Source organism: Rhodoferax sp. BLA1 (assembly GCF_013416775.1).
Taxonomy (GTDB): Bacteria; Pseudomonadota; Gammaproteobacteria; order Burkholderiales; family Burkholderiaceae_C; genus Rhodoferax.
The window spans coordinates 159,739-183,133 of sequence record NZ_SZVI01000012.1; the positions used below are offsets into that span (position 1 = coordinate 159,739).

21 protein-coding genes are annotated in these 23,395 nt (G+C 61.0%); 11 read left to right on the plus strand and 10 right to left on the minus strand.

The window, feature by feature from the left end:
- Positions 1–13 precede the first annotated feature (13 nt).
- The 5 genes from FDG13_RS13555 to FDG13_RS13575 form a co-directional block, all read right to left on the minus strand.
- A complete protein-coding gene (locus tag FDG13_RS13555; protein ID WP_180128754.1) occupies positions 14–4,975 on the minus strand; it encodes a 2-oxoacid:acceptor oxidoreductase family protein in 4,962 nt (1,653 codons plus the stop codon).
- A gap of 56 nt (positions 4,976–5,031) precedes the next feature.
- A complete protein-coding gene (locus FDG13_RS13560; RefSeq protein WP_218942729.1) occupies positions 5,032–5,910 on the minus strand; it encodes a (Fe-S)-binding protein in 879 nt (292 codons plus the stop codon).
- Between the two features lie 49 nt (positions 5,911–5,959).
- A complete protein-coding gene (locus FDG13_RS13565) occupies positions 5,960–6,961 on the minus strand; it encodes an FAD:protein FMN transferase (RefSeq protein WP_180128758.1) in 1,002 nt (333 codons plus the stop codon).
- A 203-nt stretch (positions 6,962–7,164) separates the two neighbouring features.
- Positions 7,165–7,785 (minus strand): MarC family protein, encoded by a 621-nt coding sequence (locus FDG13_RS13570; protein WP_180128761.1) that lies wholly within the window; start codon positions 7,783–7,785, stop codon positions 7,165–7,167.
- Between the two features lie 33 nt (positions 7,786–7,818).
- A complete protein-coding gene (locus FDG13_RS13575) occupies positions 7,819–8,565 on the minus strand; it encodes an SDR family oxidoreductase (RefSeq protein WP_180128766.1) in 747 nt (248 codons plus the stop codon).
- Positions 8,566–8,645: 80 nt separating this feature from the next.
- Here FDG13_RS13575 and FDG13_RS13580 point away from each other — a divergent pair, with 80 nt between their 5' ends.
- Positions 8,646–9,320 carry a dienelactone hydrolase family protein gene (locus FDG13_RS13580; protein ID WP_180128769.1) on the plus strand — a complete coding sequence of 225 codons (675 nt, stop codon included), beginning with the start codon at positions 8,646–8,648 and terminating at the stop codon, positions 9,318–9,320.
- Between the two features lie 41 nt (positions 9,321–9,361).
- Here the strand turns inward: FDG13_RS13580 and FDG13_RS13585 are convergent, their stop codons facing one another.
- Positions 9,362–9,676: a PsiF family protein gene (locus FDG13_RS13585; RefSeq protein ID WP_180128772.1), complete on the minus strand. Its 315-nt coding sequence runs from the start codon at positions 9,674–9,676 to the stop codon at positions 9,362–9,364.
- A 141-nt stretch (positions 9,677–9,817) separates the two neighbouring features.
- Here FDG13_RS13585 and argS point away from each other — a divergent pair, with 141 nt between their 5' ends.
- The 10 genes from argS (at position 9,818) to FDG13_RS13635 (ending at position 19,454) form a co-directional block, all read left to right on the plus strand.
- A complete protein-coding gene (gene argS, locus FDG13_RS13590) occupies positions 9,818–11,515 on the plus strand; it encodes an arginine--tRNA ligase (RefSeq protein WP_180128774.1) in 1,698 nt (565 codons plus the stop codon).
- A gap of 33 nt (positions 11,516–11,548) precedes the next feature.
- Positions 11,549–12,157 carry an SPOR domain-containing protein gene (locus tag FDG13_RS13595; RefSeq protein WP_180128778.1) on the plus strand — a complete coding sequence of 203 codons (609 nt, stop codon included), beginning with the start codon at positions 11,549–11,551 and terminating at the stop codon, positions 12,155–12,157.
- 55 nt (positions 12,158–12,212) lie between these two features.
- Complete coding sequence (locus tag FDG13_RS13600) at positions 12,213–12,863, plus strand: thiol:disulfide interchange protein DsbA/DsbL (protein ID WP_180128781.1); 651 nt, start codon at positions 12,213–12,215, stop codon at positions 12,861–12,863.
- 104 nt (positions 12,864–12,967) lie between these two features.
- A complete protein-coding gene (gene lptA, locus FDG13_RS13605; RefSeq protein WP_180128786.1) occupies positions 12,968–13,594 on the plus strand; it encodes a lipopolysaccharide transport periplasmic protein LptA in 627 nt (208 codons plus the stop codon).
- Positions 13,595–13,605: 11 nt separating this feature from the next.
- A complete protein-coding gene (gene lptB, locus FDG13_RS13610; RefSeq protein WP_078366841.1) occupies positions 13,606–14,412 on the plus strand; it encodes an LPS export ABC transporter ATP-binding protein in 807 nt (268 codons plus the stop codon).
- A gap of 138 nt (positions 14,413–14,550) precedes the next feature.
- Positions 14,551–16,149 carry an RNA polymerase factor sigma-54 gene (gene rpoN / locus FDG13_RS13615; RefSeq protein ID WP_180128790.1) on the plus strand — a complete coding sequence of 533 codons (1,599 nt, stop codon included), beginning with the start codon at positions 14,551–14,553 and terminating at the stop codon, positions 16,147–16,149.
- An 84-nt stretch (positions 16,150–16,233) separates the two neighbouring features.
- The gene (locus tag FDG13_RS13620; RefSeq protein WP_180128797.1) at positions 16,234–17,610 is read left to right on the plus strand and encodes a class I SAM-dependent RNA methyltransferase; all 1,377 of its coding nucleotides are present in this window, start codon (positions 16,234–16,236) and stop codon (positions 17,608–17,610) included.
- A complete protein-coding gene (locus FDG13_RS13625) occupies positions 17,607–18,059 on the plus strand; it encodes a putative toxin-antitoxin system toxin component, PIN family (RefSeq protein ID WP_180128800.1) in 453 nt (150 codons plus the stop codon). Before FDG13_RS13620 ends, FDG13_RS13625 begins: the two co-directional genes overlap by 4 nt.
- A gap of 277 nt (positions 18,060–18,336) precedes the next feature.
- Positions 18,337–18,516 (plus strand): hypothetical protein, encoded by a 180-nt coding sequence (locus FDG13_RS13630; RefSeq protein WP_180128802.1) that lies wholly within the window; start codon positions 18,337–18,339, stop codon positions 18,514–18,516.
- Positions 18,517–18,650: 134 nt separating this feature from the next.
- On the plus strand, positions 18,651–19,454 hold the full coding sequence (locus FDG13_RS13635) for a YecA family protein (protein ID WP_180128806.1): 804 nt from the start codon (positions 18,651–18,653) through the stop codon (positions 19,452–19,454).
- Positions 19,455–19,504: 50 nt separating this feature from the next.
- On the opposite strand, the gene FDG13_RS13640 is transcribed toward FDG13_RS13635, so the two are convergent.
- From FDG13_RS13640 to nagE, 4 genes are all read right to left on the minus strand, one after another.
- Positions 19,505–20,227, minus strand: coding sequence for an SDR family NAD(P)-dependent oxidoreductase (locus FDG13_RS13640; RefSeq protein WP_180128810.1), 723 nt, complete (start codon positions 20,225–20,227; stop codon positions 19,505–19,507).
- A 37-nt stretch (positions 20,228–20,264) separates the two neighbouring features.
- On the minus strand, positions 20,265–20,753 hold the full coding sequence (locus FDG13_RS13645) for a nuclear transport factor 2 family protein (protein ID WP_180128814.1): 489 nt from the start codon (positions 20,751–20,753) through the stop codon (positions 20,265–20,267).
- Positions 20,754–20,861: 108 nt separating this feature from the next.
- Positions 20,862–21,641: a GntR family transcriptional regulator gene (locus FDG13_RS13650; protein ID WP_180129454.1), complete on the minus strand. Its 780-nt coding sequence runs from the start codon at positions 21,639–21,641 to the stop codon at positions 20,862–20,864.
- 256 nt (positions 21,642–21,897) lie between these two features.
- Positions 21,898–23,382 (minus strand): N-acetylglucosamine-specific PTS transporter subunit IIBC, encoded by a 1,485-nt coding sequence (nagE, locus tag FDG13_RS13655; protein WP_180128816.1) that lies wholly within the window; start codon positions 23,380–23,382, stop codon positions 21,898–21,900.
- Positions 23,383–23,395: the final 13 nt, after the last annotated feature.

Below are 23,395 nucleotides of genomic sequence, written 5' to 3' on the forward strand. Positions count from 1 at the left end.
GTGGTTCGGTCTGTCAGTTGTATTTGGCCGCGCGTGCCAACAATTTGTCGACGCCAGCTTCGGTCATGTCCCAGGCGGTACCCGGATGCAGACAGCCTGCCGTGCATTTTTCTGCGGCTTTGACCAAATCCTTGAATTTCGCGCCTTTGGGGTTGAGCACAACCACTTGTTTTTGGTCGTTGTAGGCAAATACCTTGGGTGCCAGGGAGGTGCATTCGTCGCAAGCCGTGCATTCAGGCGTGTCCACCCAGCATGCTTCATAACCACCGCCAGGAACGGGTGCGACGGTGGCATGGGTATCCAGCACTGGTGCAAGAGGGGCAGTTTGGCTGCCGGGGAGGGTCAGGCTGTTCGTGATCTTTTCTATCAACTCGGCGCGCACACGTTCGGTGACGGCCTGGGTATCCACCTCCGATGCGCGCCTGGACAAACCGGCGATGTCCTTGAGCTGTTGCCAGAAGTTCTGCCGCTCTTCACAGGCGAGCACCAGTTCCTTGGACACCAGCAGCCGCATCAGGTGGTTCTTGCTGTCTGTGGCCCAGATGTAGGGGAACTTGCCCTCGCGTTCGTCCTGCGGCAAAGCCAGCAAGTCAGCCAGCGGCAACATGGCGTCGTTCCAGGTTTCTGCAGGCGCTTTACGGAACTGCTTGCTGAAACGGCCTTCCGTCGCTGCAAAGTCGGCAAAGGTCACAGGCAGATCCATGCGCTGCTTCTGACCACTCTCGTCAAGGTATTCCAGCGAATAACTTGGCCAGTCAGACTCGATGGCAGGGTTGCCTTCCAAGCTGATGCTTTCCGAAAAAGTGATACCCGCGTCCGGGTCGAAGCGGAACAAGGGGTAGGCCCGGCTTTCCACCGCCAGCTTGCTTTGGGCCACACTCTTGTCATCACCCACCCCATGTTCAGGCGGGCAAACCGCATAGATGTTGAACAAAGCCGGTCGCCGCGAGTTGAGGCCGTCGATGTAGCCCTCCAGCAGGTGATTGACGTGGGCGATGGTGCTTTGCAACACGAAGGATGTGCGGTGTGCCATGGCGATGACACTCATCTCCTTGCGGATCTCGGTTTTGCCATGCATGGCTTTGCCGAAAGGCGCCATGTCAGACACCTGGCTGATGAAGCCTGAGGTGCAGGCCTGGCCACCGGTGTTCGAATACACCTGGGTGTCCACCACCAGCACCTTGATGGGTTTACCCGACATCATGGCCCGCGACAGATTCTGGAACCCGATGTCGTACATGGCGCCGTCACCACCCAGGCTCACGACGGGTGGGCACATATGCCACTCGTCATCGCTGAACTGGGGCCAGTCAAAACGTTTGAAGAAGTCGGCATCGCGCTCATGGATGTACTCGCCCTTGAGCTCCATATCGGCGATGCGCACCGCCTTGAAACCCTCGGCCATCTTCGCCATGTGCCCCTCAAACAGACCCATGGCCACCGAGGGTGAATCCTGGAACAGGTGTGATGTCCACGGAAACGGATAGGGGTGGTAGGGGTAGGTCGACCCCCAGACCGATGTGCACCCGGTGGAGTTGACCAGGCCCATGTCGGCGCGGCCTCGTTTGCTGGGGCCCTCGACGTAGCGCCAGCGCAGGTCCTTGAGTTTGTCCAGCAACTGAGCGGTGCGTTTGATCCAGGCTGGATCAAGCGGTTGTGAAGGTTTGTTGGCCGACAGGCTGGCCGCCAGGGTCGACAAAGTCAGGTCCTGGCTGCTGCTGGCATTGACGGCAGACACCACGGCGCTGGCGTCCGACAGATCAATTGCATCGGCCAGACGGTTACGCATGTGCTGTTCCAGACTCACAATGAGCAAGTCAAGTCGAGCCACGTAATCACGCACACGAGGCTGCATCAGTGCCGCAGCGGCAGAGGTGAACAGGTGAATCGCTGTCTTCTCGCCACACCCCAGGCAGGCGCCGTCGCCACAGTTCATCGAGTTGTAGTTGGCTTTGTCGAGCAGCAGGGTTTCCAGCGCGCCGATTTTTTCGTCCAGACTGTCAATGCGTCCATACTCCTTCGGTGTGGTCGGCAGGTCCAGCCAGAAATCCCAGTCCTGGCGCAGCGTCTTGATTGACGCCTCGGTCTGCGTCACCATCTTCAAAGCCTTGTCATCGCACACGGTGACACACAGGGCGCAGGACTTGCAAGTCAGTGGGTTGACGGTGATCGAGAACAGCCCACCGCTACCGGGTGCTTTCTTTTCCTTGTGTGACCAATAGGGTTTGGTGGCGGCAAACTGGAAGTTGCCAAGCTCTGTTTTTAGTAGCTTAAACTCCTTGCTCATATTGGGCTGCTCGTCTTCTGGGGCCTCTGCAATGGTGGCCTCGATGGCCTGGTCGATCAGCGGCCGAACAGCCACACCATCCCCCGTGATCAAAACACGCAGTTTTTTCTCCGCAACCCGAACCGCGCGCCGCAGGAAACGGGTCGGCGTGCCACCGGTCTCGATGCGCTGCAGTGCGGTGTTGAACACTTCGGCCACACTGTTGACCAGACCCGGAATGGCGCTGTCAGGGCAGACGGTGTAACACTTGCCGCAGGCGGTGCATTGGTCGGCGAGCCAGACCGGGTGCTCAAACCGGATGCCGGTCATGTCGCGGTAGATGCCGGTGGCTGCTGGCACCAGCGAGGCGCCGATGAAGGGGTCCACCAGGTTGTCGTTGCCCTTGCCGGTGGCATAAAAGTGGCCGGTCTGCTCCCAGAAGCGGTGCAAATCAGCCACAGGTGGCAATTGTTTGGCGTCGGCCACAGGTGTGCGCAGCAGCATGATCGGCAGCCCGGCGCTGGTCTTGGGCAGAGCCTTGTGGCTGGTGCCCAGAGGTTTGCTGGTGATCTCCCTGGTTTCGACATACCCCCGTTTGACCACGGTCAGGTTGTTTTGCACTACCCGGCCGCCTTTGCCACCGAACTTGGTTTCCAGCTGCTTTTCAATGGCGCGAAACAGGGTCTCTTCACTCAGCCCCGCGTTGGCACACACCGGTGAGGCTGCAAAAAAGGCGCCCTGGAAGGCGTTGCCCTGCATGCGCAGCATCAGCTCGGCGCTGCCAGCTTCTTCGCGGGCGATCTGGAACGCATCCAGGTAATAAACACGAATCTCCTGCTCCACAATCTGCTTTTGCGCCCACAGCGGGAACGCGCCCCAGGTGGCCTCACCCAGATTGCTCTGGATGATGAAGACGCCGCCTTTTTTGAGCCCAGTGAGAGGGTTGGAGTGGCCAAACACCGCCGGGTCGGGTGACAACACCACATCCAGGTGCACATATTCGCTGTTGACGCGAATCAGCTCCGGTGCAGCCGACAGGTAGTAGGTGGTGGGCTGGCCCTTCTTTTCCGAGCCGTACTTGGGGTTGGCCTTGATCTCGTAACCCAGCAGGTCAAACAGTGTCATGGCCAGGTTTTTGCCGGTGGTGATCGCGCCCCAGCCCCCAATCGAGTGCATCCGCACGGTGATGGCTCCCGGGGGCATCAGGTTCGGATTTTCCGAGCCACGCACTGAGAGTTCACTCAAACGAGGGTAGACCGCCTGCAAGGCTTCCTGGTGCAACTCATCCTTGGGGTTGAGCGGGTCGCGGGCGAAATCAACCGAGAGGTAGAAGAAAGGCCGACGTTGGCCCTGCGGCAACATGTTTTCGAACGCACCAATCAAGCCCTCAGGCTGCAGATCGCGTGAACCCAGACCGTAACAGCCGGAGTACAAGCGCGGCATTTCACCCGCAGCCAGGCTGGCATAACCGGGATAGGGCAGGGCGCCGTCCCTGGAACTGCTGCGTTCGGCCTCAGCCTGGCCGTTTTCCTGGCATTTGGAGAGGGTGGCGCGGACTTCGCGCATCAGTGGCAGATCTTCCGCCAGGGGCTGGTCGGTGCGCTCCAACACCGCAACGCCTTTTTTGCCGCGCAACACATGGCCCAACAGGTCGCCGGGGAAGGGGCGGAACATGCTCAGGTTGACCACCCCGACTTTGAGTTGGCGTGTGGTGCGCAGGTAGTCGGCCACTGCCTCGGCCTGCACGATCATGCTGCCCATGCCGAGGATCAGGTAGTCCGCATCATCACTTGTCCAGCCACTCACACGTTGGTAACTGCGGCCGGTGAGCTGCGCGTACTCGGCCATGCACTGGTCGGCCATGGCCGCGATGTGGTCGAAGAAATAGGGGCGCTGGCCTGCCACCGACTGCATGTAGGCGTCCTGGTTTTGGACCGAGCCTGACAGCATTGGTGCATCCACATCCCAGATGGCCGGTACACGGCGGCGTTGTGGGCCATACAGCATGGCCTGGGCGGGTGTGGGTGTGTCGATCAGGTCATCCGGTTTGCCAAGGAACTCCGCCACCAGCTCACGCTCGGGCAGACGTGCGGACTCAATCAGGTGGGTGGTCAGGAACCCATCCTGGCCGACGATGGCTGGGGTCAGCGAGAGTTCGGCCACCTTGCGTGCGATCAGATTGAGGTCGGCCGCCTCGGTGGCGTTTTTGGCCATCACCTGGATAAACCCAGTGTCGTCGATACAGTGGTAATCATCGTGCCCGGCATGCACGTTCAGGCTGGCCTTGGTGATGGCCCGGCAGCCCATGTTGAGCACATAGGGCAGGCGTTTACCCACCGTGGCGTAGAGCGACTCGTGCATGAACGCAATGCCCTGGCCTGATGAAAAGTTGGTGGCACGCAGCCCGGTCATCGACATGCCCGCAGTGACACCGGCCGCCGCGTGTTCGGACTCCGGCTCGACAAAAATCAGAGGGCGTTCTGAGATGTTGAGATGCCCTGAAGAAACCTCCTCGGCCCAGTACTCCCCCATCTGGGTAGAGGGTGTGATCGGGTAGGCCCCTGCTGCATCGGACGCCTCGCGTTCGACGTGGATGACTGCGGTGTTGCCGTCGACCGCGTCACGGATGCCTGGGTACTTCGCCGCAGGGCGATCTGAGTGGGCTGCGTGGGTGTCACGTTTCAAATAATCGAGGACCTTGTTGAGCATGGTGTGTTCCCGGTAAAAGGACGAATCCTTGTGAGTTTGAGCAGGTGGCGGCCGCGTCAGTGCTTGATGGGTAAGGCATCGTTGCGCAGGATCTTTTTCGCGGCGTGTCCTCGCGACCCATGATCTGGGTCGGCAAACCAAACGATGGCACCGGTTGGGCAACGGTCGGTCAGGTGTTGGGTGGCTTGGTCGTGCCAGTCGTCGTCGATCTCGACCAGGTTGTTGCGTAAAGTCAGCAGGCCGGGCGGCGCATCCGCCACACATTTGCCGCAGGCGGTGCAGGCGACCTCGCAGGCAGCTTGGGCAGCATCACCATCGGCCCGGTTACGGCAGGCGATCCAGAGTTTGTGGCTGAGTTCCTGAAGAGAGAACAGACCTTTGGGGCAGACAGCCACACAGTCATTACATGCTGTGCATTTGAGCGGGTCCACCACTGGCAGGCCATGCCGATCCAGGTGCAGGGCACCTTGTTTGCAGACATTGACACAATCGCCCAGCCCCAGGCAACCCCAGGCACATTCCTTGCCGCCTCCACTCACCACGGCCGCAGCGCGGCAGCTCGACAAACCCGCGTACCGCGCCCGGGTGTAGGCCACATGTTTGCCCCCGGCACAGGCTAGGCGCGCCACACGGCGCTCAACGTCGCCTGCATCCACGCCCAGCATCGTGGCAATCATGCCAAGCTGCGCTGCACTGCTCACCGTGCACTGTGCTGGAACAATCTCGCCAGCAATCACTTTCTCGGCAAAGTTGCGGCAACCCGCCAGACCACAGGCACCACAGTTGGATTTGGGCAGCAGGTTCTCCACCTCTTCAATCCGAGGGTCTTCATACACATACAGCCGACGATTCGCAAAAGCCAGCACACCCGCGAGCAACACCCCCAGCGTTGCCATGAAAAGCCCTGCGCTACCAATCGTGCCAATGAGTTCCAACGTCAGTCCTCCAGTCGGGTGTTCAACAACAGGTTCACCTGGGCGCCACTCAGGCAGACAACGCCGGGAAATTGGGTGTGACCTGGATGGCACCGTTTTTGTGGATCAGCAAGGCATCCACCTGTGGCAGTTGTTGGGCCAGTGCCAGTGCCTTGTTGGCCCCCATCACCATGAAGGCGGTTGACAGCCCGTCGGCCATCAAGCCGGTGGGCGCCAGCACCGTGGCGCTGGCCAAGGTGGTGGGGGAGTCTCCGGTCGCAGGATCAAAGATATGGTGATGGATGTGGTCCGGGCTGAAAAAGGTCTCGTAGTCGCCTGATGTGGCCAATTGGCGACCATCCAGCGCGGCCTTGGCGGCGAGTGCATCGGTGTGTCGCGGGTTCTTGATGCCCAGGACCCAGGGCAAGCCGGTCGTTTTGTGGCCCAGTGCACCAAATTCGCCGGTGTCGACCAGGGCGTGGCTGATCCCATGCGCACGCAAACTCGCCAGTGCCAGGTCAGCTGCATACCCCTGCGCCAGACCGTTGAGGGTGATGCCCATACCAGGCTGTGCCAGGCTGACTTGTTGTCCGCCTACGCTCAGACCTTGCCAGTTGACCAGGGCCTTGGCGCTCGCTACAGCCTCGGGTGTCGGCAGTTCGCCTAGCGCTTGCGCTTGTGTGAAAACCCGCCACAAGGGTTGCACGGTGATGTCAAACGCCCCTGCCGTCTGTTCGGAGATTTGTCGGGCATAAGTCAGCACCTTGACCAGATGGGGGTCAGGTTTCTCAATGCGCCCCAACAGATTCAGTTGGTAGACCTGGCTGTGTTCCTGATGCAGGCTCATCAAGGCATCCACCTGGCTGACCTGGGCCAAGGCCTCGGTGATGGCCGCTTGCGCTTGTGTGGCCTCGTCATGCCACAGCGCAATGCTCACGGTGGTGCCAAAAGCTTTGCCCGAGCCTGAATAGGGCCGCAGATTGGAGCGTGCGCCGTTGGGCGTGTCGAGACAGGCCAAGGCCGCCAATGAACCCAGACCCAATGAAGCCGAAAGCAAAGTACGTCGACGCATCCGCAACCCCCTTGTAGACATTTGTCCGAAGTAGCGGACATTTGCATACATTTTAAGTTTGTTACAGGTGTTTTCATACAAGTGTAAATCTTTCATTACACTTGTCAAAATCAACGTAAGTATTTGATTTAAAAGACTTGGTGGTGCGTTTTAGCCAAAAAAACGAAATTCCAGCCGTGTGTGATGGGCCTGCAGCCCCTGGGTCATTTTCCTAATATGGGAAACAGTTTCACCAGGCCGTCAGACATCACCTCCACCGCCAGCGCCGCCAGAATCAGGCCCATCAGCCGGGTCATGACATTGATGCCGGTCTTGCCCAGCCTGCGGGCAATCGGTTTTGCCAGAGAAAAACACAGCGCGGTGGCCAGGGCCACCACCACGCCGTAGCCCACCAGTGTGGTGAGTTGCAGCACACTTTTGGCCTTGTCGGCATAAATCACCACGGTGGACATGGTGGCTGGGCCGGTCAGCAGTGGAATGGTCAGTGGCACCACGGCAATGCTGGTACGGGCAGCCGCGTCCTGCATTTCCTCGGCGTTGGACTTGGCCTCGGCTGGTTGCGCGTTGAGCATGGCCAGCGAGGATGTCAGCAACAACATGCCCCCGCCGACCTGAAAGCTGGCCAGCGAGATGCCAAAAAACTTCAGAATCTGCAAGCCCATCAGCGCACTGACGGCAATCACCACAAAACAGCTGAAGGCAGAAATCAGGACCGTGCGCCGACGCTGCTCGTCATCAAAGTTCTGGGTGTAGTGGATAAAAAACGGCACGATGGCCAGCGGGTTGACGATGGCCAGCAGGGTGACGAGGGGTTTGAAATCCATGGTGTGTGGGTATTGCGGGTTTTGAATAAGTGCTTAACGTCCACCTGCCACGTCGAGCAAAGCGCCGGTGGTGTAACTGGACGCATCCGAGAGCAGCCAGACAATGGATTGGGCTATTTCCTGTGCTGTCCCTGGACGTTGCATCGGCACCGTGGATGCCAGCTGATGGGCGCGCTCGGGCTGGCCGCCTGAGGCGTGGATCTTTGTATCGATGATGCCGGGGCGCACCGCATTGACCCGGATACCCTCCTGCGCCAGCTCTCGCGCCAACCCGATGGTGAAGCTGTCGATGGCCCCTTTGCTGGCCGCGTAATCCACATACTGACCAGCACTGCCTAGACTGGCGGCGATGCTGGAGACATTCACGATGGCGCCGCCGCTGCCGCCAAAACGTGTGCTCATGCGTTGGATGGCCTCGCGGGCGCACACAAAACTGCCCAGCACATTGGTGTCAAACATGCGGCGCAGGCGCTGCACCGTGATGCTGTCGACCCGGCTGGCCACGTCCACCACCCCGGCGTTGTTCACCAGCGCTGTCAGTCGCCCGAGCTTGGCATCCACTTCCTTAAACATGGCGACCACTTGGTCTTCTTGGGCCACATCAGCCTGCACCGCGATGGCGGTGCCGCCGTTGGCTTGAATCTGCTGTACCACCGCGTGAGCCGCGTTGGTATCTCTGGTGTAGTTGACGGCCACAGCAAAACCGTGTTGTGCCGCCAGCAGCGCGGTGGCAGCGCCAATGCCGCGCGAACCACCTGTGATCAAGAGTATTTTTTGCATGCAGCCATCGTATTCGGTTTGCTGGGGCGCGTTTTGGCAAAACATGGAAAATGGCCGTTTCCCTGGATCGGAGAACGCCCATGACGTCTTTGCTTGAGTTGACCGCCGCCGACGGTTTTCAGTTTCCGGTGTACCAGGCCACACCAACGGGTCCGGTGCGCGGCGCCGTGGTGGTGTTGCAGGAGATTTTTGGTGTCAACCGCCATATCCGTTCAGTGACCGACGGCTTTGCTGCGCAGGGTTATCTGGCGCTGGCGCCGTCCACCTTTCACCGGGTTCGGCAGGGTGTGGACATGGGTTATTCACCTGAGGACATCGCAGCAGGTGTGGCCTTGAAGGCTCAGGTCGAAGGGCTTCCCGCGCCCGGTGTGTTGGCCGACATCCAGGCCACGGTGGACCATGCGGCTCGCCTGGTGCCCTCGGGCAAGGTCGCAGTGGTCGGGTATTGCTGGGGTGGTTTGTTGGCTTGGCGCGCAGCTTGTGCGCTGGACCACATCACGGCTGCGGTGCCGTATTACGGCGGCGGCATGACACAGCCGGTCGAGATCGCCAGGCGCCCTAAAGTGCCGGTGCTGGCACATTTTGCAGAGCACGACGCCTCGATTCCGCTGCAAGGTGTCGAAGCCTTTCGGTTGGCGCACCCCGAGGTGGCGCTGCATCTGTACAACGCCAGCCACGGTTTCAATTGTGACTGCCGATCTGCTTATAACGCCTCTGCGGCCTCGTTGGCGTTGGAGAGAACACTCTCTTTTTAGAGCAATCCCTGCGCCAGTGAGGTCTCGCGTCTGAAACGGGCTCAGCCCTTGTTGCTCAGGCAGTCCTTCATGAAGGCCTTGCGCTCATCGCCTTTGAGTGCCTTGTCACCGGCTTCCTTGTTGCAGGTTTTCATCTTCTCCTGCTGCGTTATTTTTTTGTCGGAGGTTGCTGCTGCAGGTTTGGCGCCCAGGCAATCTTTCATGAAGGCCTTGCGCTCATCGCCTTTGAGTGCCTTGTCACCGGCTTCTTTGTTGCAGCTTGTCATCTTGCTTTGCTGCGCGGTTTGGGCTTGCACCGAACCCAGGGATAACGCCAAGCCCAAGCCCAAACCCAGAATTGCCAATACTGTTTTCATCGGAACACCTTTCTTTGTTGCGGAAATGACCGTGGGCGATTCGACCACAGAAGCTTGGCCAAAACAACCAAGGTCTGTGTGACCCAGTGTGGTCCACGCGTCAAGGAAGAGGGAGCTTGGCCTGCCGCCTAAAATCAGCCCATGCTGACTGTCAAAACCGAACTCCTTGAAGCCCTGCGCCAAGCGCTGGAAGATCTTTTGCCCGGTGCGGGCGCGCGTGCCGCGTTTGAGTCGCCCAAAGTGGCGGCACATGGTGACCTGGCCACCACCGCCGCGATGCAACTGGCCAAACCCCTCAAACTCAACCCGCGCCAGTTGGCGGAAACCCTGTGTACCAGCTTGCGGGCCACGCCGCCCTACCAGACCTGGGTTGAGGCACTGGAGATTGCCGGCCCGGGCTTCATCAACATCAAGCTCAAACCGGCTGCCAAACAGCAGGTGGTGCGTGAGGTGCTGGCGCAGACCCAAAGCTACGGCACGCAGGTGTCCAATGGTCAACGGTTGTTGGTGGAGTTCGTCTCGGCCAACCCGACCGGCCCGCTGCATGTGGGACATGGCCGCCAGGCCGCGCTCGGTGATGCCATCTGCAACCTGTTCACCACCCAGGGCTACCAGGTGCACCGCGAGTTTTACTACAACGACGCCGGTGTCCAAATCCAGACCCTGGCCAACAGCACCCAGCTGCGCGCCAAAGGTTTCAAGCCCGGAGACGACTGCTGGCCGACCGACCCCGACAACCCCGCCAGCAAGGCCTTCTACAACGGCGACTACATCCAGGACATCGCCAACGACTTTTTGGCTAAAAAAACCGTTCAGGCCGACGACCGCACGTTTACCGCCAGTGGTGATGTGGATGACCTGGATTCGATTCGCCAGTTTGCCGTGGCCTATCTGCGCAACGAGCAGGACAAGGACCTGCAGGCTTTCAACCTCAAGTTTGACGAGTACTACCTGGAGTCCAGCCTGTACACCAGTGGCCGGGTTGAGGCCACGGTCAACAAACTGGTGGCCAACGGCAAGACCTATGAGCAAGACGGCGCCTTGTGGCTCAAAAGTACCGACTACGGTGACGACAAAGACCGCGTCATGCGCAAGAAAGACGGCAGCTACACCTACTTTGTGCCCGATGTGGCCTACCACATCGCCAAGTGGGAACGTGGTTACACCAAGGTGATCAACATCCAGGGCACCGACCACCACGGTACGATTGCCCGGGTGCGCGCCGGGCTGCAGGCGGCGGATGTGGGTATCCCGCAAGGTTATCCGGACTACGTGTTGCACACCATGGTGCGCGTTGTCAAGGGCGGTGAAGAGGTCAAGATCAGCAAACGCGCTGGCAGTTATGTGACCTTGCGCGACCTGATCGAGTGGACCAGCAAAGACGCAGTGCGCTTTTTCCTGTTGAGCCGCAAGCCCGATACCGAATACACCTTTGATGTTGATCTGGCCGTGGCCAAGAACAACGACAACCCGGTGTATTACGTGCAGTACGCCCATGCACGCATTTGCTCCGTGCTCGCAGGTTGGGGCGGTGACGAGACCACCCTGGCCGGTGTGGATTTGAGCCCGCTGGACAGCCCGCAGGCCCAGGCGCTGATGCTGTTGCTGGCCAAGTACCCGGCCATGCTCAGTGACGCCGCCAGCGGATTTGCCCCGCACGACGTGACCTTCTACTTGCGTGAATTGGCCGCCTGTTACCACAGCTACTACGACGCCGAGCGCATCCTGGTGGACGACGAAGCGGTCAAGCTGGCGCGGCTTGCCTTGGTGGCGGCCACCGCGCAGGTGCTGCACAACGGCCTGGCGGTGCTGGGTGTGGCTGCCCCGCGAAAAATGTGATCACGCAATAACAACAGGTAGCGAAAGCAAAACATGAAACAACAACGCGGCGGAACATTCCTGGGGTTTGTGCTGGGCTTGGTGGTTGGGCTGGGCGTGGCGCTGGCGGTGGCGGTGTATGTCACCAAAGTGCCGGTTCCGTTCCTGGACAAAGGCATGAATCGCCCCGCTGACCAGGACGCGGTCGAGCAGCAGAAAAACAAGGACTGGGACCCGAACGCCCCGCTGTATGGCAAGAACCCGGCTCGCCCGGCCTCGGTCGAGCAGATTGAGCCGGTGCCCGCCAAACCTGCCGCCTCGGATGCCGAGCCTGCCAAGCCTGCGGTCACCGCCGACCCCCTGGGTGACCTGGTCAAAGCCAAGTCGGCGGCCAAGGCTGCGGTATCTGGGTCGGCGGCTGCCGATCCTTTTGTGTATTTTGTGCAGGTGGGCGCCTACCGCACCCAGGAAGATGCCGAGAGCCAACGCGCCAAGCTGTCTTTGGCCGGACTGGAGACCAAGGTCAGTGAGCGTGAACAAGCCGGGCGCACCGTTTACCGGGTGCGTATGGGCCCGTTTGAGCGTCGTGACGAAGCCGAGGTCGCCAAAACCAAGCTGGAGGCCACCGGCCTGGAGGCCGCCATGGTGCGCGCAGCACGTTGAACTTTTTGGGGCGTGTGTTGCTCTGACTGCGTCACTGTTACAAGGAACGAAGCCCATGCCTCTCAAAAGACGCGATTTTTGTGCCGCTGCCACCCTGGCTGGCGCTGCCCTGACCACCACCCCGCTGTTGGCCCAGGCCAAAGTGCCCCAGGCGGGCGCCGACTATGCCAAGCTGCGCAAGCCCGCACCGGTGGACGCACCCGCTGGCAAGATTGAAGTGATCGAATTTTTCTGGTACAGCTGCCCACACTGCAACGCGTTTGAGCCGGTGCTCAACAGCTGGGCGCAACGTTTGCCCAAAGACGTGGCGTTCAAACGTGTGCCGGTGGCGTTTCAGGACAGCTACTTGCCACAACAGCGGCTTTTTTACGCCCTGGAGGCGATGGATCTAACCACCAAATTGCATGATCGCGTGTTTGCCGCCATCCATGTGGAGCGGCAAGACCTGTCAAAGCAAGCGGCCATCACCGACTGGATGGCCAAACAAGGTGTGGACAAGGCGCTCTTTACCAGCCACTTCAACTCCTTCACCACGGTGGCCAAGGCACGCCGTGCCAGCCAACTGATGGATGCCTACGAGGTCGAAGGGGTGCCTGCGCTCGGCGTGGCCGGGCGTTTTTACACCGACGGAGCCATGACCAAGGCCATGGACCGGGCGCTGCAGGTGGTGGATTTCCTGGTGGCCGAGGTCCGCGCGGGACGTTGAGCCCGGCGCTTGTTGAGCGCCACACGGGGGTTCGTTGCAGGTTGATGTCGATGGGCAGCAAGGCCGCTACAATGCATGCATAAACATGCAAGATTCGTGCCTTTATGAACAACTTCCTTTTGTCGCGCCTGGTCTCGGTCCTTTTGGTCCTGGTGGCTCCTGTCGCCTGGGGTGAAAAGGCGGACAAGGAAAAACCCATGAATGTGGAGTCTGACGCTTTGCGTTATGACGACGCACGTCAGGTCAGCGTGTTCACCGGCAAGGTGGTCCTGACCAAAGGTACCATCCTGATTCGCGGCGCACGGCTCGATGTGCGGCAAGACCCGGACGGTTTCCAGTACGGTGTGGTCACCGCCGAGCCCGGCAAACTGGCGTTTTTCCGCCAGAAGCGCGAGGGGGTGGATGAGTTCATCGAAGGCGAGGGCGAAACCATCGACTACGACGGTCGCCTGGACACCGTCAAGTTCATTTCCAAAGCCCAGTTGCGCCGTTACCGGGGTGCCACCCTGGCCGACGAGTTCAACGGTGGCCTGATCGTCTACAACAACGTCACCAGCGTGTTCACGCTGGATGGTGCACCTGCCGCTGGCAAAAACAGCAGCACCGGCCAGCCCGGCGCACCCGCCGGCCGGGTCAAGGCGATGCTGACGCCAACCCCGGACAATGCGTCGGCGCCAGCGTCGTCCACGCCTTTGCGCGACACCAACACCCTGGGTGGCAGCAAGCCATGACCCCCCTGGACATGGCCCCTGCTGCGCCAGCAACGGTCGCCGGTGACAGGCATCGCTCCTCGGACACGGGTGGACAAGACAGCTGCCTGCAAGCCCACCACCTGCAAAAGTCTTACGGCAGCCGCAAGGTGGTCAAGGATGTGTCGCTGTCGGTGCGCAAAGGTGAGGTGGTGGGGCTGCTCGGCCCCAACGGTGCGGGCAAGACCACCTCGTTTTACATGATTGTGGGTCTGGTGCGTGCCAGCGGTGGCGACATCACCATCGACGGCCAGTCGGTTGAACACATGCCGATCCACCGGCGCGCCCGTCTTGGGCTGGGTTACCTGCCCCAGGAGGCGTCGATTTTTCGCCGCCTCAATGTGGAGGACAACGTGCGTGCGGTGTTGGAGTTGCAGCTCGATGAGCGCGGCAAGGGCTTGAGCAACGACGAGATTGAAAAACGCCTGACTGCGCTGCTGCAAGATCTGCGGGTCGACCATTTGCGCCAGTCCAGCGCCTTGTCGCTTTCGGGGGGTGAACGCCGCCGGGTCGAGATTGCCCGGGCGCTGGCGACCAACCCGCGTTTTATCCTGCTGGATGAACCTTTTGCCGGTATCGACCCGATTGCGGTGATCGAGATCCAGCGCATCATCAGTTTCCTCAAAAACCGGGGCATCGGCGTGCTGATCACCGACCACAATGTGCGCGAAACCCTGGGTATTTGTGACCACGCCTACATCATCAGCGACGGCACCGTGCTGGCGCAGGGCACCCCCGCCGACATCGTCAACGACGCTGATGTCCGCCGGGTGTACCTCGGTGAACATTTCCGCATGTGAAGCTATGACCCCCACGCTTGTCACGATGTGTACTGCGCTGCCCCCCGAGGGGGCCGCGTTTTTCCTGCCGGGGCTGACCGCCAAGCGGTTCAGAAGGCTTGGGGCGGCCCGGCGCCAAAACATGACCCCTGATCAGTCATGAAACAAGGCCTGTCCCTCCGCGTCTCGCAGCATCTGGCGCTCACACCGCAGTTGCAGCAGTCGATCCGCCTGCTGCAGCTATCGACCCAGGAACTGAGCCAGGAAGTCGACCAGATGCTCGACGAAAACCCGTTCCTGGACCGCAATGTGGAAGAGGCCGAGCGGGAGTCCTTTGGCCTGGCGCAGGCCGACGCACCGGTCAGTGCGGCGGACCGTGAGGCCGAAGTTGCTACTTATTCAGCAGCGGAGTACCCAGACAATACAAGGGCCAAGGCCGAAAATGACCATGAAGAAGTCGGTGTGTCGTCTGACGACATCCCGAACTGGGACGGGGATGGCACCGTCAGCATGGCACCCGACGACGGTGAGTGGGGTGGTGAGGCCGCCGCCCGTGGCAACAACCTCAGCGGTGACGACGAGATGGATGCCACCGAGCTGGCGCGCAACCAAGAGTCGCTGCAGAGCTTTTTGCACCGCCAGGCGCTGGCGCTGCGCCTGGGGGCTGAGGACAGTGCCGCGCTGCGTTTCCTGATCGAGTCACTCAACGACGACGGTTATCTGGAAGACCCGCTCGACGAGTTGGCGCGTGGCCTGGCCGGTGAGGATGACCCGGAGCAGTTGGAGCAACTGGTGCACCACTTCACCGTGGCCCTGCGCCTGCTGCAAAGCCTGGAGCCGACTGGCGTGGGTGCCCGTGGTCTGGCCGAGTGCCTGAGCCTGCAGCTGCAAGCCCTGCAGCGCAACACCGATCTCAGCGATGAGTTCGACCCCGACGTGATCAAGGTCGCGCTGGCCATCTGCCGCCAGCCGATGGACCTGCTGGCCCGGCGCGACATCAAACACCTGATGCCCCTGTGTGGCGCCAGCGACCCCGCCGTGCGTGCCGCCATCACCCTGATCAGCCGCCTGGAGCCCAAACCCGGGCGGCGTTTTGTGGATGTGGAACGCAATGTGGTGGTGCCCGATGTGCTCGTGGTCAGGGTGGGCAATGGTGGCAACGCCAACTTCAGCGTGCGCCTGAACCCCGAGGTGATGCCGCGCCTGCGCGTGCACGACATTTACGCCAACGCGCTCAAAGGCCACAAGGCAGGCGGCAGCGAGGCATCCAGTGCGCTGGCCTTGCAGCAGCGTCTGCAAGAGGCGCGCTGGTTCATCAAAAACATCCAGCAGCGTTTCGACACCATCCTGCGTGTGTCCACCGCCATTGTGGAGCGGCAAAAAAGCTTCTTCATCCACGGCGAGCTGGCCATGCGCCCGCTGGTGCTGCGCGAAATTGCCGACGAGCTGGGCCTGCACGAGTCCACCATCAGCCGCGTCACCACTGCCAAATACATGGCCACGCCTTACGGCACTTTTGAGCTCAAATACTTCTTTGGCTCGGGCCTGGGCACCGAATCCGGCGGCAACGCCTCCAGCACCGCAGTGCGTGCGCTGATCAAGCAGTTTGTCGCCGCCGAGAGCCCCAAAAAGCCGCTGTCCGACAACCAGATCTCCGACATGCTCAAAGAGCAGGGCATCGAATGCGCCCGGCGCACCGTGGCCAAATACCGCGAAGGCCTGCGCATCGCCCCGGCCTCGCTGCGCAAGGAGCTGTGACATTTTTGGCGCCACCCTGCTGTGCCCTCGGGGCGGCATGGGGCGTGAAGCCATCCCCTCGACGACCCTGAGGAAAGAATACCTATGAACCAACTCCAACTGTTCCTGCCCTGCGCCGCTGGCGTGGAAGACTACCTGGCCACCGAGGTCTTGCGCATCACCGAGCTGCCGCCCGGCTGCATCACCAAACAACGTGGTGGTGTGGCGGTGCGTACCGGCTTTGCCCACGCCATGCTGCTCAATCTCTACAGCCGCCTGGCGCAGCGCGTGCTGGTGTTGCTGAGTTACACCGAATACCGCTCAGAGCAGGACCTTTACCGCGCCGCCAGCGAAGTCACCTGGGAGCGCTGGTTCACCCCGCGCGAAAGCATCAAGGTCGAGATCACCGCCCAGCACAGCCCACTCAACAGCCTGAACTTTGCAGCGCTCAAGATCAAGGACGCCGTCTGTGACCGTTTTCGCACGGTGGCCAATGGCGTGCGCCCGGACGTCAACACCCAGTGGCCCGATGTGCGCATCTACGCCCACCTGACCACCGACAGTTGCTCGTTGTACATCGACACCTCGGGTGAACCGCTGTTCAAACGCGGCTGGCGTGTGGATAAGGGCGACGCGCCTTTGAAGGAAACCCTGGCCGCCGCGATGATCGCCGCCAGCGGCTGGCTCGACGGTGAGGGTGACCTGCAGCCGCTGTACGACCCGTGTTGCGGCAGCGGCACGATCTTGATCGAAGCGGCGCAAATGGCCTGCAACATGCCCGCGGGTGGTCAGCGCCGTTTTGCCTTCGAGAAATATCTGCCGTTCCGCAAGGCTGACTGGGAAGCCATGAAGCAAGAGGCCTCAGACGCTGTGGTGATGCCCGACGCCGACCAAAAGCCCCTGCTGTTTGGCAGCGATGTGGCACACCGCATGGTCGACTTTGCCCAGCGCAATGCCGAGCGCGCCGGTGTCGCCCAGGTGATCGAGTTCCGGGGGGGTGACGCATTACAACGGATGCCGCCGATGGATGTGAGCCAGACCGGTGGTGGTGTGATGCTGCTGAACCCGCCGTATGGTGAACGGATTGAGGTCGCCGGTGTGGCCCGCAGTGGTCGCATGGAACGTGCCCCTTTGCATGCCAAACAGGCCTCTAACCCTTATAACGACAGGGTAGACAGCTACGAGGACGATAGTGGCGCAGACGAGGGCGGTGATTTGCAGCAGGGCCGTTTTGGCGCCCGTGAACTGCCCCAAACCGAGAACGGCGGTGAGTTCTTCAGCCAGCTCGCCACCCACTGGAAGAAAAATTACTCGGGCTGGACCGCCTGGATGCTCACGCCCGACCTCAAATTGCCCAGCAAGATGCGCCTGAAAGAATCCCGCCGCGTGCCGATGTGGAACGGCCCGATCGAGTGTCGTTTGTTCCGCTTTGACATGGTGGCCGGCTCCGCGCGTGAGCGCAGCCCCAAGCCCGCAGCGTGAGCCAAGGCGCTGAACCCCAACCGAGCCCGCATGGGCCAGCGGCCGCGCCAGTGGTGTTGGACACCAACATCGTGCTCGATCTGCTGCTGTTCCAGGACCCGGCAACCCTCACACTCAAGGCCGAGTTGGCGGGGAACCGCCTGCAATGGATCGCCACCGTGCCCATGCGCGACGAGCTGGCGCGGGTGCTGACCTATCCGTACATTGTCAAAAGCCTGCAGCACCATGGCATCAGCGCGACCGAGGTGCTGGCCGGGTTCGACGCCCAGGCACAGATCCACGTTGCGGCGCCACGCGCCAGTGCGGTCTGCAAAGATGCCGACGATCAGATCTTCATTGACCTTGCGGTGGACCATCAGGCTTGTCTGCTGAGCAAGGACAAAGCCGTGCTTTGTATGAAAAAAAGACTTCTAGCCCTTTCGGTCAAAGTGCTCAAAGCTATCGAATAAAGAGCGGCTGGGTCTGCCAGCCAGCTTGAACACCTGATAGACGCTGCGCACCGCAGCACACCATCAGCAGGGCTGAGCCAGTAGTTCCGCCCTGTGTGATGTCCAGCAGGGGCTATCACACATCCGCGCAGCGGCGGCACTTTCCTGAATTCACCTACGCTGTTCGCAAGGGTATTCTTTGATTTACGTCAATACATGATTCATCTGGATAAACTACTAGGGAAAACCCTCGGTCCACCTTCTCGTGGCTTAAGTTTTAACCTAGAAAGGTCTTTCCATGTCCGTTGCACACACCCTCAGCTTGCACCACGTTTCAAGCAGCACTTCGCCATCCATCACCACCGCCACGTCCGGCTTCTGGGCCCAACTGCGCGGCGCTGTCTGGAACTTCCTGGTATCCACGGGTCGCCATCGTGGCGCCCATGCCATGAAACACGGCTACTACAAATACATCTGATGTCCTGAGCCCTCGGGTCACCCGCTGGGTGGCCTGGGGCATGGTTTTTAGACACCAGCCAGCGCCATGTTGGCTGCGTGATGCACAGGTTACAAGGCAAAATCGGGCCATTCCGACTTTAAAACTTGAACACCATGCGCATCGAAGACCTGTCCGGTGAATCCGGCGAACCCTTGTCCGTTGAACAATTCGACGAACTCGACACCATCCTGGACGACCTGCGCACCCGCGACGACGAAATCCCGCAGTGGGAGTTTTGTGAAGGTTTCCTGGCCGCGCTGATCTGCTGCCGCCGGGTCATCTTGCCCTCCGAATACCTGCCGGTGCTGCTCGGGATTGAACCCGAAGGCGCCTGCGGCACCTCGGTGTTTGCCGACACCGCCCAGTTTGAACGTTTCATGGAACTCTGGACCCGGCGCTGGAACGAGGTCGCCACCGCGCTCAACATCCCGATTGAGGCGCTCGACGATGAGCGTGCCTACCAGCCCGAGGTGATGGACCTGCGCGGCGCGATTGCCGCGCTGAGCCCCGAGCAGCGCGCCGAGATGGGTGATGCACCGATCCCCTCCTTTGGCCAGATCTGGGCCATCGGCTTCATGTACGCAGTAGAGAACTGGCCCGAAGAGTGGGCAGCACCGCGTGACCGCGAGGCTGCCAAGGTGCTCGACGCCGCGCTGCAATGCATCGTCACCCTGACCGAAGACGACACTGGCGAGCCCACCGTGGGCGCGTTTGAGGAAGACGGCGAACCGACCATGAGTGAGCAGCGCCTCAACGACTTTGCCGACGCTTTGTGGGCGGTCTACGACCTGCGCGAAGTCTGGCGCCAATTTGGTCCACGTGTCGAGACCGTGCGCCGTGAGGAAACACCCGGCCGCAACGATGTCTGCTCGTGCGGCAGCGGCAAGAAGTACAAGAAGTGCTGCGGCGCCAACTAAGCCACTCTTGATTTGGTAGCTATCTGTCCTTTATCTATAAGGGCTATGGCTTACCAGGGCAGTTCTTCACCGTCGTAGCTGAAAAATCCGCCGGAGTCTTGCGGCGTCAGCTGCGCCAGGGTGGCCAGCAACTCGGCGGCGGCCACCTCGGGCTGGCGCACAGTGAGTCCGGTCTTGGCAAAGGGTTGCGACAGGGCGCTGTGCACCGTGCCCGGGTGCAGCGCCACACAAATGGCCTGCGGCGCACGTCGGCGCAGTTCAATCGCTGCGGTATGCACCAACTGGTTCAGCGCGGCCTTGCTGGCACGGTAGCTGTACCAGCCACCCAGCCGGTTGTCCCCAATGCTGCCCACCTTGGCCGACAGCGTGGCAAAACAAGCAGGCCCTTGGGCTGGCAGCAGCGGCAAAAAATGCTTCATCAACAGCGCAGGGCCAATGGCATTCACCGCAAAGGCCTGCGCCATCTGTGTGGCATCCAGCTGTGCCCAGCTTTTCTCGGGCTGGTGGGTCGCGGTGTGCAACATGCCGGTGGCGTCCACCACCAGTGCCAGCGTCAGCGATTGGTCGTGTATCAGGGCTTTGACGTGGCTGGCGGCGGCGGTGATGCTGGCTTCATCCAGCAAGTCCAGCGCCGGGTTGCTGCGGCGCGACAAACCCAGCACCCGCGCATAACGCGGGTCCGCCTGCAACTGCGCCAGCAGCGCAGAACCAATGCCGCCGCTGGCACCGATGACCAAGGAAAGTGCGCGGTAGCCCTTGTTGGTATTGGTCATGCTGCTATAAAAAATGTCATCTGGCCGCGCCTGAGATTCAGTGGTTTTTGGCCAGGTAACGCGCCAGATTGGCGCTGGCCTGCTGGCTGACTTGGCGCTGGAAAAACGGTGCCCAGCCCAGCATCCAGCCACCCAGGCCCAAAGCCTGGCGCGACCAGCGCCAGAAGTCAAAGGCATCGCGGTGGCTGTTTATCAGCCCTTCGGGGGTGAACGTGAACTGTGCGTCCACGATGTTGTGCACCAATCGTTGGCTGACGCTGAAGCGGTAATGCGCCTCCCAGTGTGCGCGGCCGGTGTTGGCATCGGCCTGCAACTGGCTGAAGTCCAGCCGCCAGTCCTGTCGCCCTTGGCCGCTGGCGGCAGCGCACAACATGTGCCACATGCCCGCAATCTCATGCTGCCCTTTGAGTGAAAACACCGGGTCGTCAAACGTGGCGTTCAGACTGTAACAGCTGCCCATGGCATCGGCGTCCAGGGCGGCAAAAGCGGTGTAAAAGCGCGTCAGGGTGTCTGAGTTGGTGGGCATGGTGGCGTGTGAGTGTTGAGGTTCAAGTCGTGCGAGTGTCTCTTGAACTGGCTGCACGAGACAATCATTTTTGAGCCACACGCGTCCTCGTGTTGGCTTGGGTGCCGATCAGCGCCTCAGTTCAACGACAAAATCGTAGTAGTCGCTGCGGCACCAGGTGTGGGTGATTTCGACTGCACGCCCGTCGTCGAGGTAGCCAACCCGAGTGATGAACAGAAGCGCCTGTCCGAGCGGGATCGAGAGGAGTTCGGCCTGCCGTGCCGTCGCGTTGGCGGCGCGGATGTGCTGCAGGGCGCGCACCGGCACCGAGTCGCGCGCCGAGAGGTAGGCATACAGCGAGTCCTCGACAGCCTCGGGATCCGGTACCACTGAAATTGGCAAGGCGCTGGCCTCGTAGGCCATCGGGGTTTCATCGGCCAGCCGCACACGCTCCAGCCGGGCTACGCGCGCACCGGGCGACAGTCCGAGTGCCACCATTTCTTCACTCATCGCGGCGTTGATGACGCGCCTTATCCAGCGCGAACGCGGCACAAACCCGCGCTGCTTGAGTTCTTCGGTGAAGTTGGTCAGGCGCGTCAGCGGCTGCTCAAGCATCGGTGCGATGTAATTGCCCGAGCCGTGGCGAGACACAATCAAGCCCTCGTCAACCAGCGCGGCAATGGCCTTGCGCGCCGTGACGCGTGAAATGCCCAGCCGATCAGCCAGCACACGCTCTGAGGGGAGCGCATCGTCCACGCTGAAGCGGCGCTCGCGGATCAGGCGCGCCAGCCCGTTGCGGACCTGCAGGTACAGGTGAGAAGACGCGGCTGAGTCGAGGCTGATCTCGGCGACCAGCGAATCGATGGGTTCGGCATGAGAACTGTCGGAAGCAAGGCTTGTTTCGGCCATATCAGTCGCACTGGTCGTATGTTTGAAGGGGCCCCAGAAGCTCGACACGGAAAACGCGTTGGCGTAGAGGCTGACCATAATACCACTGCCACAACAGCGCCTCGCCGTATGCGCCTGAGAGAGTGCGTCAATTCATTGGTAAAAGGGCTGGAAGAGAGCATTCTGGCCCCTGCTTGGTACGGACAACGGGGTGATACCAGTTGTCGAAAGCTGCCACGTCGCCCCAAGCCTGGAACGACGGGTTTGCAGCTTAGGCTTACACCAGCTTTTGCATGGCCGAGGCGACCAGTTCAGCTTTGGGCCCGATGATGATCTGCACGCTCTCGCTGTTGAGCCGGATGACGCCGCTGGCACCGGCACGCCGGGCGGCGGCTTCGTCCACTTTGGAGGTGTCTTTGAGCGTCAGGCGCAGGCGGCTGATGCAGGCATCGATGTTGGTGACGTTGGCTGCACCACCGATCAGGCTCAGGTAGGCCTGGGCAAGATGGTCAACCTCGCTGCCGCTGGAAGCGGGAGCGGGTGCCAGCGGTTTGACCTCTTGCGCCGGGGTTTCGGTGTCGTCTTCACGGCCTGGTGTCTTCAGGTGCATCTTGCGGATCACGAAAGAGAAAGAGAAGTAGTAGAGGGCGAAGAAAACCAAGCCCTGCAGAATCAGCATGTACCAGTTGATCGCCAGCGGGTTGCGTGCGGACAGCACCATGTCGACCAGGCCCGCGCTGAAGCCAAAACCGGCCATCCAGTGCATCTGTGCCGCGATGAAAACCGAGATACCGGTCAGCAAGGCGTGCATCACGTACAGCAAGGGGGCCACGAACATGAAGGCAAACTCGATTGGTTCGGTCACGCCGGTGAAGAAGGAGGCAAAACCGGCGGCCATCATCAGCGAGGCGACCCGCACCTTGTTTTCAGGCTTGGCGGCGTGGTAGATCGCCAGTCCGGCACCCGGCAGGCCGAACATCATGATCGGGAAGAAGCCGGCCTGGTACATGCCAGTCACGCCCAGGACGGACTTGCCTTCAGCCAGACCCTTGGCGCCAGCCAGGAAGTTCGGGATGTCGTTGATGCCAGCCACGTCGAACCAGAACACGCTGTTGAGCGCGTGGTGCAGACCGACAGGAATCAGCAGGCGGTTGAAGAAGCCGTAAATGCCGGCACCGAAGGAGCCGAGGCTGACGACGGATTCACCAAAATGCACCAGGCCGCCGTAAATGGCTGGCCAAATCGCCATCAGCGCGAACGAGACGAAGATCATCACCACCGAGGTGATGATCGGCACCAGTCGGCGTCCAGAGAAGAAGGCGAGTGCCTTGTTCAGTTCGACGCCACTGAATCGGTTGTACAGCTCGGCGGCAATCACGCCGCAGAGGATGCCGATGAACTGGTTCTCGATCTTCTTGAAGGCGACCGGAACCTGCTCCAGCGGGATCGACTGGATCTGCGCGACAACACTCGGCTTGAGCAGCGTCGTCACCACCAGATACCCCACCAGCCCGGCCAATGCGGCCGCGCCGTCCTTGTCCTTGGACATGCCGTAAGCGACGCCGATGGCGAAGAGAATCGCCATCTTGTCGATGATCGCCGCACCCGCCTGGATCAGAAACGCGGCGACAGCGCTATCCGACCCCCAGCCGTTCGGATCCAGCCAGTAGCCGATACCCATCATGATCGCCGCCGCTGGCAATACTGCCACCGGCACCATCAGCGCCCGCCCAATGCGTTGCATGTACCCTAGAACACTCATTTTGATTCCTTCT

Bases quoted from the DNA above. Each gene is read 5' to 3' on its own strand.
- FDG13_RS13650 (WP_180129454.1), bottom strand. From the start codon at position 21,641: ATGGCCGAAACAAGCCTTGCTTCCGACAGTTCTCATGCCGAACCCATC.
- lptB (WP_078366841.1), top strand. From the start codon at position 13,606: ATGGCCCCTGCTGCGCCAGCAACGGTCGCCGGTGACAGGCATCGCTCC.
- FDG13_RS13635 (WP_180128806.1), top strand. From the start codon at position 18,651: ATGCGCATCGAAGACCTGTCCGGTGAATCCGGCGAACCCTTGTCCGTT.
- FDG13_RS13565 (WP_180128758.1), bottom strand. From the start codon at position 6,961: ATGCGTCGACGTACTTTGCTTTCGGCTTCATTGGGTCTGGGTTCATTG.
- FDG13_RS13640 (WP_180128810.1), bottom strand. From the start codon at position 20,227: ATGACCAATACCAACAAGGGCTACCGCGCACTTTCCTTGGTCATCGGT.
- FDG13_RS13585 (WP_180128772.1), bottom strand. From the start codon at position 9,676: ATGAAAACAGTATTGGCAATTCTGGGTTTGGGCTTGGGCTTGGCGTTA.
- argS (WP_180128774.1), top strand. From the start codon at position 9,818: ATGCTGACTGTCAAAACCGAACTCCTTGAAGCCCTGCGCCAAGCGCTG.
- FDG13_RS13620 (WP_180128797.1), top strand. From the start codon at position 16,234: ATGAACCAACTCCAACTGTTCCTGCCCTGCGCCGCTGGCGTGGAAGAC.
- FDG13_RS13580 (WP_180128769.1), top strand. From the start codon at position 8,646: ATGACGTCTTTGCTTGAGTTGACCGCCGCCGACGGTTTTCAGTTTCCG.
- FDG13_RS13630 (WP_180128802.1), top strand. From the start codon at position 18,337: ATGTCCGTTGCACACACCCTCAGCTTGCACCACGTTTCAAGCAGCACT.
- nagE (WP_180128816.1), bottom strand. From the start codon at position 23,382: ATGAGTGTTCTAGGGTACATGCAACGCATTGGGCGGGCGCTGATGGTG.
- rpoN (WP_180128790.1), top strand. From the start codon at position 14,551: ATGAAACAAGGCCTGTCCCTCCGCGTCTCGCAGCATCTGGCGCTCACA.
- FDG13_RS13575 (WP_180128766.1), bottom strand. From the start codon at position 8,565: ATGCAAAAAATACTCTTGATCACAGGTGGTTCGCGCGGCATTGGCGCT.
- FDG13_RS13555 (WP_180128754.1), bottom strand. From the start codon at position 4,975: ATGCTCAACAAGGTCCTCGATTATTTGAAACGTGACACCCACGCAGCC.
- FDG13_RS13645 (WP_180128814.1), bottom strand. From the start codon at position 20,753: ATGCCCACCAACTCAGACACCCTGACGCGCTTTTACACCGCTTTTGCC.
- lptA (WP_180128786.1), top strand. From the start codon at position 12,968: ATGAACAACTTCCTTTTGTCGCGCCTGGTCTCGGTCCTTTTGGTCCTG.
- FDG13_RS13600 (WP_180128781.1), top strand. From the start codon at position 12,213: ATGCCTCTCAAAAGACGCGATTTTTGTGCCGCTGCCACCCTGGCTGGC.
- FDG13_RS13595 (WP_180128778.1), top strand. From the start codon at position 11,549: ATGAAACAACAACGCGGCGGAACATTCCTGGGGTTTGTGCTGGGCTTG.
- FDG13_RS13570 (WP_180128761.1), bottom strand. From the start codon at position 7,785: ATGGATTTCAAACCCCTCGTCACCCTGCTGGCCATCGTCAACCCGCTG.